Genomic DNA, 8,009 nt, shown 5'->3' with positions numbered 1-8,009 from the left:
GGTGGGGGAAGGGGTGGGGAAAGGTGTTGAAAAATGGGGCGGTTCCCCATATTATTAATGACGTCGACAGGCGGGGTGGTTCCCCGCGTACGTGCCATCTGAGTAACCGAGGGGAGGGCGCACATGGGAATGACTGGTGCATACGAGCGCAATCTCGATGCAAAAGGTCGTCTGTCCCTGCCTGCACCCCTTCGCGAGGAGCTTGGAGAGCACGTTCGCGTGTTCAAAGCCCTGGATGTCGATGCTCTGTACGTGTTCTCTGCCGAGGCCTTCGATAAGTGGGTCGAAGGACTCTTCGCGGGTCGTGAGGGCCACGAGGGTTTTAACCCGCGTGACATTAATGACCAGAAGCTCATGAGGGCGATCAACAAGCGCACCACGTCGATGGACGTGGACAGCGCCGGTCGTATCGGTCTTTCCGAGTCTCTCCGCAAGCAGGCGAACCTCGACCGCGAGGTCACGGTTGTGGGCAACTACGACCACCTTGAGGTTTGGGATCGCGCCGCGGCCGATGAGGACGATGACGATGAGGCCCTGCTGGACCTCTTCTTCTCGTAAGGGCAAGGCACGGGTAACGGATGGAGCGTGGGATCTTGACACAAGAATATCGGCATGAACCTGTCATGCTCGGCGAAGTGCTTGAGTCGCTGCGGCTAAAGAGCGGCTCCGTTGTCTGCGATTGCACCCTTGGCGGTGCCGGCCATTCGGTAAAGATGGCCGCGCAGGTGGGGGAGACGGGCCTTTTGCTCGGCGTCGACCAGGACGACATGGCCCTCGAGGCCGCTGGCGCCCGTCTGGACCGCGAGGTTCCCGGCGTTCCGCACCAGCTGCTGAAGGGCAACTTCGGCGACTTGGACGAGCTGCTTTGCTTGGCCGAGGTGCCCGGGGTCGATGGCTTCCTGTTCGATTTGGGCGTTTCGTCGCCGCAACTCGATATCCCTGGCAGGGGCTTTTCGTATAACGAGGACGCCCCATTGGACATGCGGATGGATCCGGGTAATAACACCTTAAACGCAGCTGAGGTCATCAACACCTATAACGAACACGACCTCGCCCGGATTCTACGCGTCTACGGCGAAGAGAAGTTCGCCTCGCAGATCGCGCGCGAGATCGTGCGCCGCCGCGAGCAAGAACCGATCGAAACCACCGGCCAATTTGTCGAGATCATCAAGGCAGGTATCCCGGCTGCCGCTCGTCGGCATGGCGGACACCCGGCCAAGAAAAGTTTCCAGGCCATTCGCATCGAGGTCAATCACGAGCTCGATGTGCTCGAACGAGGGCTTGATGCCGCCACCAGGTGGCTCAACCCGGGCGGACGTATCTGCGTCATCTCGTATCACTCGCTCGAGGACCGTATCGTAAAGAACCACTTTAAGGAGATGAGCCAGGGGTGCACGTGTCCGCCGGAGATTCCGGTGTGCGTGTGCGGCAACGTGCCGATACTCAAGGTCATCACCCGCAAACCCTTGGTTGCCCAGCCTGATGAGGTTGAGCGCAACCCTCGGGCGAGATCAGCCAAAATCCGCGTGGCGCAGCGTCTGTAGGCACGACCGCGCGATATTGGACCTCCCGCTCGCACCATAAACGAAGCTTAAACACACTACCAACGTACTCGGGATGGGAGGCGGCATATCATGGGCTACAACACTTCAAGCGCAGCACTCGCCTATGATATGAACGCCATGCCCGCCTATCGTGAGACGCCGCAGGCCCCCGTTGCTCCCCGTGAGCAGCGCACGCCGCGCTTTGATGTCTACACGGGCGCGGGCCGTCAGGCAAACCAGGCGGTAAGCCCGGTTTTCATGAGCGTTCTTAAAACGTTTTGCATCATTGCGGCCATCTTCATGACGATCGGCGTCGCCCGCGTGGCGCTCGCCGGCGTTACGGCCCAGGTGCTCAACAGCAACGCCGAGCTTACCAACACGCTCGAAAAGGCGACCGATGAGAGCTCCGACCTGGAGGTCATGCATTCGGTCTATGGCGCCGACACGCGTATTCGCGACCTTGCGGGCGCTTATGGCATGGTGGAGCCCAGCGAGAGCGTTACACTTGACTTTTCGCAGGATGCAGCCGCGGGCGCCAACGCGACCGCGACCGCTCAGTAGCAAGACGGTAGCTGAGTATGACAAATGACTATCGCCGCGGTTCCGATGGGGGCCGCGGTTCTGGACGTCCCTCGTCGCGGGGACGTTCTGGTTATCAAGGAACGGGTCGGCAATCTTACAACGCCGGGCAGTCCCGTGGCAACGACCCGGCGTCGCGACTTCGCGGCTCGGGCGGCCCTCAAGTGCATAACACCAGGTCGCGCAAGAGTTCGTCGACCGAATGGCTCACGGGCACGCCTCTGCCTCGCCGCAAAGCCGTCATGGGCTTCATTGGGCTTGGCTTGGGCTTGGGCGTCTTTCGCCTTGCCGACTATCAAATTGTCGAAGCCGATAAACTGCGCGAGCGTGCCGATGCGCGCCGCCTGCTTGCGCAGACCCTCTATGCCAAACGCGGTACCATCTACGACCGCAACGGTAACGTGCTGGCGTCGTCGGTCGAATGTCGCAACATCGCCGTGAACCCGCAGCTTGTCGAGGATGTTGACAAGACGGTGTCGGCGCTGGTCAAGGCAACTGGAATCGATAAAAAGACCTGCCGCAAGCTCGTTGAGTCCGATGGAACCTGGGTGTATATCAAGCGCCAGGTGGACGAAGACGATGCTGCGGCGCTGGAGAAGAAGAACCTGCCCGGCGTGCTTTTTGAGCAGGCTATGAAGCGCGTATATCCATACGGCAATCTGGCATCGCAGGTGCTGGGTGTAGTGAATGTAGACAACGACGGCTTGACGGGTCTCGAAAAGCAATACAACAAGCTTCTGACCGGTACGAACGGTTCTCTCGTACGCGAACGCGCGAGGGACGGCAGCTATATCGCGGGCGGTGCCTATAAAAAGGTGGCTGCGGTCGACGGCGTTGATATCGTGACGACGCTCGACGTCAATATCCAGCGTGCGGCCGAGGATGCCCTGGCAGAGGCTGTCGAGAAGACTAAGGCCAAGAACGGCTCGGCTTTGGTCACCGACCCCACGACCGGTGAAATTCTCGCTGCTTGCTCGTACCCGACTTACGACCAGACCGATCTGGAAAACGCCAAGACCGAGGATATGAACCTGCGCCTGGTCACCGACGCCTACGAGCCCGGCTCGGTCTTTAAGACGCTCGTGGCGGGCGCCGGCTTCGACTTGGGTGTCGTGCGGTCGAGTACGTCGTTTGAGGTGCCGGCGAGCATCAAGGTGGGCGACGATACCGTCACCGATGCCGACAAGCGCGACTATGCCATGACCATGGATGTGCGCGAGATGATGCGCCGTTCGTCCAACGTGGGATTTGTCCTGGTGGGGCGCAAGATCGGTGCCGACGACTTTGCCGCCTATGTGGACAAGTGGGGCATCGGTCACAGCTCTGGTGTCGATTTTCCGGGCGAGAGCCTGGGCATCGTCAAGGAGCGTGACCAGTATGACGGCGCCACGCTGGGCTCGATGAGCTTTGGACAGGCGCTGTCTGTCTCACCGATTGAGATCGCACGTGCCGTGGGCGGCATCGCCAACGGCGGCGTGATGATGACCCCGCACTTCTATAAGTCCAGCAAAGGCGACGAGAAGGACTGGGGCGAAGGCGAGCGCGCGATTTCGGAGGACGCCGCATCCCAGGTGACATCGTGCATGCAGACGGTCGTGTCGGAGGGAACGGGCGTTGGCGGCGCGGTTGACGGCTATGACGTGGCGGGTAAGACCGGTACGGCCGAACGTGCCGACGAGAACGGCGGCTACCTCAAGGAGAACTACATGTCGTCCTTTATGGGCTTTGCACCGGCACAATCGCCCAAGGTGCTGTGCTATATCACGCTCGACGGAACGCCGAGCGGCTCAGATGCCGCTGCGGTGCCGTTCCAGTCCATTATGGCCAACGCGCTCGACGTGCTGGGTATCCCACACACGAAGTAGGGGGTTACAATCTTTGGGGCGTGGTTTGTTGTCCCATATGAGGGGTGTTCACATGCCCTGCACCACGCATGCGCGGCGCTGGGATACAATACGCCGATAGCATTATTTAGGTTTACAGGGGAGCTGCAATGATAGAGATCGCCGTCAACAACCTCGCGGCCGCAACAGGGGCCCGAACCGTGACGGGAGAAGCCGATCGGGTATGCCGCGGGTGCGTTATCGACTCGCGCCAGGTCGAGGAAGGGACGATTTTCGTCGCCTTTCCCGGTGAAAACGTCGACGGCAATGATTTTGCTTCCCGTGCCGTCCAGTCGGGTGCCGGCGCCGTCGTGATGACGCGTGAGCCCGAGGCCGAGCTGGTCTCGCTGGCGCAGGACAAGGGCTGTGCCATCTTGCTGACCGATGATCCCGAGGAGTTTCTGCTGCGTTTGGCGCATGCGTATCGCCTGGAGCTTGGCTGCCTGGTCGTTGGCATTACCGGTTCCATCGGCAAGACGACGACCAAGGACGTGCTCGCCGCTGTGCTCGCCAAGCGCTATCGTGTCTGGGCCACCAAGGGCAATTTCAATAACCTGATCGGCATGCCGCTCACGGTGCTTTCCGCTCCGGCCGATACCGAGGTCCTGGTGCTCGAGATGGGCATGAACCATTTCCACGAGATCGAGCGCCTGTCTCAGTCTGCCAATCCCAACCTTGCCATCGTGAGCAAGATCGGCACCTCTCATATCGGCATTTTGGGCAGCCGCGAGAACATCGCCCGCGCTAAGGCCGAGATCGTTCAGGGCATGTGCGCCGCTGGCGACTATTTGCCGCTGCTGGTTTTGGGCGGTGAGGACGACTTTACGCCGTTCATTCGCGACACGTTCGCCCAACCTGCTGGTATCGACGTGATGCTGGCCGGCGTCTCGGACGATGATGAGGTCCGTGCCCGCGACGTTCGCGTTGATGACGAAGGCCGTCCGGTCTTTACGCTCGATTTTGGCCAGGGCGAGACGATCGATACCATGCTTGCCATCCCCGGCGTGCAGTCCGTTCCTAATGCCGTTAAGGCCGCCGCGGTTGCCTATCGCCTGGGCGTGACGCCCGAGCAGATCGATGCTGCCTTTAGGGGTCTCACGATCACCGGACACCGCCAGGAGATCAAGCGCGCCAAGAGCGGTGCACGCGTCATCGATGACTCCTATAACGCCAGTGCCGAATCCATGGCTGCTGGCCTCGATCTGCTGTGCTCGCTTTCGTGCACGGGGTCTCGCATGGCGATCCTGGGCGAGATGGGCGAGATGGGCGATGAGGCTCCTCGCATGCATGAGCTCGTGGGCGCCTATGCCGCCGCCAAGAAGCTCGACATGCTGGCGTGCGTGGGTGGTGAGCTGGCCCAGCTTATGGCCGATGCCGCACGCATGATGGGCATGGACGAGGACCGCATCCAGGTGTTCTCCGATTATCAGCAGGTGCTCGACCGCATGGGCGGCGCGCTTGAAAAACATGATGTTGTACTGGTCAAGGGTTCCCGCTTTGTTGAGCTCGACCGCTTTGTGGAAGGTGTGTGCTAGCCCATGTTCGGCAATCCCTCGTATCCAACGTATCAGGCTTTTTTGGGGCTTGGCATCGCCGCAGCCATTGCGCTGCTGCTCATGCCGTGGTGGATCAAGCTGCTCAAGGTCGAGGGTATCGGCCAGCAGGTTCGTGCCGACGGCCCCAAGCGTCATTTGGTTAAGCAGGGAACGCCCACCATGGGTGGCGTTGTCATCCTCGTCGCGATCTCGCTGACCTGCCTGCTGATGGGCAAGCTCACCACCGAGCTCGTACTCGTACTGCTCGCCACGCTGGCGACCGGCGTGCTGGGCCTGATCGACGACCTGACCTCCGTTACGCATGGGCGCTCGCTCGGTCTGACGCCTCATGCCAAGATGATCGGCCTAACCATTATCTGTGTCACCTTTACGGTACTTGCCGTCAACTGGTGCGGCGTCGCCCCCGAGATTCGTTTTCCCGGTGGGTTGACGATCGACCTTGGCGTGCTTTCGACCACCATCTGCGGCTATTCGTTCCCGTGGCTCTATATTGTCTTTTGCTGGCTGATGATTGCCGGTCTTTCTAATGCCGTGAACCTGACCGATGGCCTTGACGGTCTTGCTGGCGGCACCTCCATGATCGCCATGCTCGCCATGGCTGCCATGGCGTTTTTGCACGGAGACGTGAACCTGTCCATCTTCTGTACCGCGTGTGCCGGTGCCTGCTTGGGCTTTCTGTGGTTCAACTGCTATCCGGCGAGCATCTTTATGGGCGATACCGGCTCGCTTGCTCTGGGCGCCGCGTTTGCCTGCACGTCCATCATGACCAACACCGAGGTCGTCTCCCTCATCATCGGCGGCCTGTTTATCGTTGAGACCCTGTCGGTCATGATTCAGGTTGTCTACTTCCATTTTACGCACAAGCGCGTCTTCCTTATGGCGCCCATCCATCATCATTTCGAAAAGAAGGGCTGGGCCGAGACCAAGGTCGTCATCCGTTTTTGGATTATCGCTGCGGCCTTTGGTGCCGTTGGCCTTGCTCTGTTCTTCCAGTTGGGATAGTGGTCTTTCATGCCTCTTGCTGATGTCTTTAGCCTGCTCGTTTTGGGTCAGGGCAAATCCGGTCTCGATGTCGCCCGCTGGGCGCTGGCACATCCCGAGCGCGTAAGCGCCGTTACCGTGTATGGCGGCGGCACCTCTGAGCCCAATGACGCCACGCGTGCGCTCGAGGCTGCTGGTGCGTCGTTTGTCTATGGGACCGAACAGGTCGAGGGCGCCTATGACGTATGCGTGACGTGCCCGGGCATCTCGGAGTTCTCGGGCTTCTTTAAGGCCGGGCGCGAACATGCCGCTCAGATTATGGGTGAGCCAGAGTTTGCCTATCGCCTGTCGCCCGATAACTGGATTGCCATCACGGGCACCAACGGTAAGACGACCACCACGTCGCTGACTGATTATCTGCTCAAGGCTGCCGGCGAGGCCAGCGTAGCTGTCGGCAACATCGGCGAGCCGCCGGTCAACGAGATTGACGGCCGAGCCCACAACGAGTGGTTTGTGGCTGAGCTCTCGAGCTATCAGATTGCTACGACCACCGAGCTCCACCCTCGCGTGGCAGTGCTGCTCAACATCACTCCCGACCACTTGGGCTGGCATAAGAGCCATAAGAACTATGCGCTTGCCAAGATCAAGCTGTTTGACAATATGGTCGATGACGATCTGGTGGTTGTCGACGTCGAAGACGCCGGCATTCACGAGTTCGATGAGTACATCTATACGCCGGGTCGCCGCATCTGCAAGGTCGCTTTTGACGAGCCCGAGGGTGCAGACGCCGCCTTTGTGCGCGACGGCAAAATGGTCGTGCGCCTGAAGGGCGTCGAGACCCAGCTTGTCGCCACGTCCGAGCTCAAGATCTCGGGCCATCACAATGTCATCAATGCCTTATGTGCCGCCACGGCTGCTCTGGCCGTCGGTGCCGATGTCGATGGTGTCCGCCGCGGTCTGGCCTCGTTCCAGCCGCTCGAGCATCGCGTGGAGCCGTGCGGCGAGATTGACGGTGTGCGCTACGTCAACGATTCCAAGGCGACCAACACCGACGCGGTCGAGAAGGCACTGACGGCATTTCCCGATGACGACGTGATCTTGCTGCTCGGCGGCCACGATAAGGGCACGCCGCTCACGGACTTCGCGCGCGTTGTTATGGATAACGTGCGCTCGGTCGTCTGCTTTGGCGATGCGCGCGAGCGCTTCACCGCCGCTATGGACGAGGCCGATGTCGATGGCGATGTGGATATCGCCCAGGCGGATGACCTACGCGATGCCGTGGACGTTGCCCGTTCGCTGTCGAGCCGTGGCGACGTGATCTTACTTTCTCCTGCCTGCTCTTCGTTCGATGAGTTCTCGGGCTATGAGGAGCGCGGCCGCGTGTTTAAGGACTATGTGGCCCAGCTTGCCGCTGCAGCGAAATCGCAAATGGAATAGGGGTTGCCGGTGAGAGAGGAGAGCCCCCG

General features: G+C 60.5%; 7 protein-coding genes. All 7 read left to right on the top strand.

All coding sequences use genetic code 11. From position 1 onward, the window contains the following. Nucleotides 1–123: 123 nt before the first annotated feature. Nucleotides 124–558, top strand: a complete 435-nt coding sequence (locus tag DW899_RS08940) for a division/cell wall cluster transcriptional repressor MraZ (RefSeq protein ID WP_006234269.1) — start codon at nt 124–126, stop codon at nt 556–558. Between the two features lie 20 nt (nt 559–578). Further along, entirely contained in the window at nt 579–1,544 is a 966-nt protein-coding gene (rsmH, locus tag DW899_RS08935) for a 16S rRNA (cytosine(1402)-N(4))-methyltransferase RsmH (RefSeq protein WP_117800734.1), read from the top strand. A gap of 90 nt (nt 1,545–1,634) precedes the next feature. After that, nucleotides 1,635–2,105: a hypothetical protein gene (locus DW899_RS08930; protein WP_022094483.1), complete on the top strand. Its 471-nt coding sequence runs from the start codon at nt 1,635–1,637 to the stop codon at nt 2,103–2,105. Nucleotides 2,106–2,287: 182 nt separating this feature from the next. Further along, nucleotides 2,288–3,988: a penicillin-binding protein 2 gene (locus DW899_RS08925; RefSeq protein ID WP_316242506.1), complete on the top strand. Its 1,701-nt coding sequence runs from the start codon at nt 2,288–2,290 to the stop codon at nt 3,986–3,988. Between the two features lie 128 nt (nt 3,989–4,116). After that, nucleotides 4,117–5,541, top strand: coding sequence for a UDP-N-acetylmuramoyl-tripeptide--D-alanyl-D-alanine ligase (gene murF / locus DW899_RS08920; protein ID WP_117757000.1), 1,425 nt, complete (start codon nt 4,117–4,119; stop codon nt 5,539–5,541). Between the two features lie 3 nt (nt 5,542–5,544). Beyond that, on the top strand, nt 5,545–6,564 hold the full coding sequence (gene mraY / locus DW899_RS08915; RefSeq protein WP_089571579.1) for a phospho-N-acetylmuramoyl-pentapeptide-transferase: 1,020 nt from the start codon (nt 5,545–5,547) through the stop codon (nt 6,562–6,564). Between the two features lie 9 nt (nt 6,565–6,573). Further along, entirely contained in the window at nt 6,574–7,980 is a 1,407-nt protein-coding gene (murD, locus tag DW899_RS08910; protein ID WP_089571580.1) for a UDP-N-acetylmuramoyl-L-alanine--D-glutamate ligase, read from the top strand. Nucleotides 7,981–8,009: the final 29 nt, after the last annotated feature.

The organism is Collinsella sp. AM41-2BH (assembly GCF_003468085.1).
Taxonomy (GTDB): domain Bacteria; phylum Actinomycetota; class Coriobacteriia; order Coriobacteriales; family Coriobacteriaceae; genus Collinsella.
This window is presented reverse-complemented; position numbering and strand designations above follow the sequence as displayed.

Excerpts from the sequence above, each read along its gene's own strand:
- murD (WP_089571580.1), top strand. The coding sequence starts at position 6,574 with ATGCCTCTTGCTGATGTCTTTAGCCTGCTCGTTTTGGGTCAGGGCAAA.
- DW899_RS08940 (WP_006234269.1), top strand. The coding sequence starts at position 124 with ATGGGAATGACTGGTGCATACGAGCGCAATCTCGATGCAAAAGGTCGT.
- DW899_RS08930 (WP_022094483.1), top strand. The coding sequence starts at position 1,635 with ATGGGCTACAACACTTCAAGCGCAGCACTCGCCTATGATATGAACGCC.
- rsmH (WP_117800734.1), top strand. The coding sequence starts at position 579 with ATGGAGCGTGGGATCTTGACACAAGAATATCGGCATGAACCTGTCATG.
- mraY (WP_089571579.1), top strand. The coding sequence starts at position 5,545 with ATGTTCGGCAATCCCTCGTATCCAACGTATCAGGCTTTTTTGGGGCTT.
- murF (WP_117757000.1), top strand. The coding sequence starts at position 4,117 with ATGATAGAGATCGCCGTCAACAACCTCGCGGCCGCAACAGGGGCCCGA.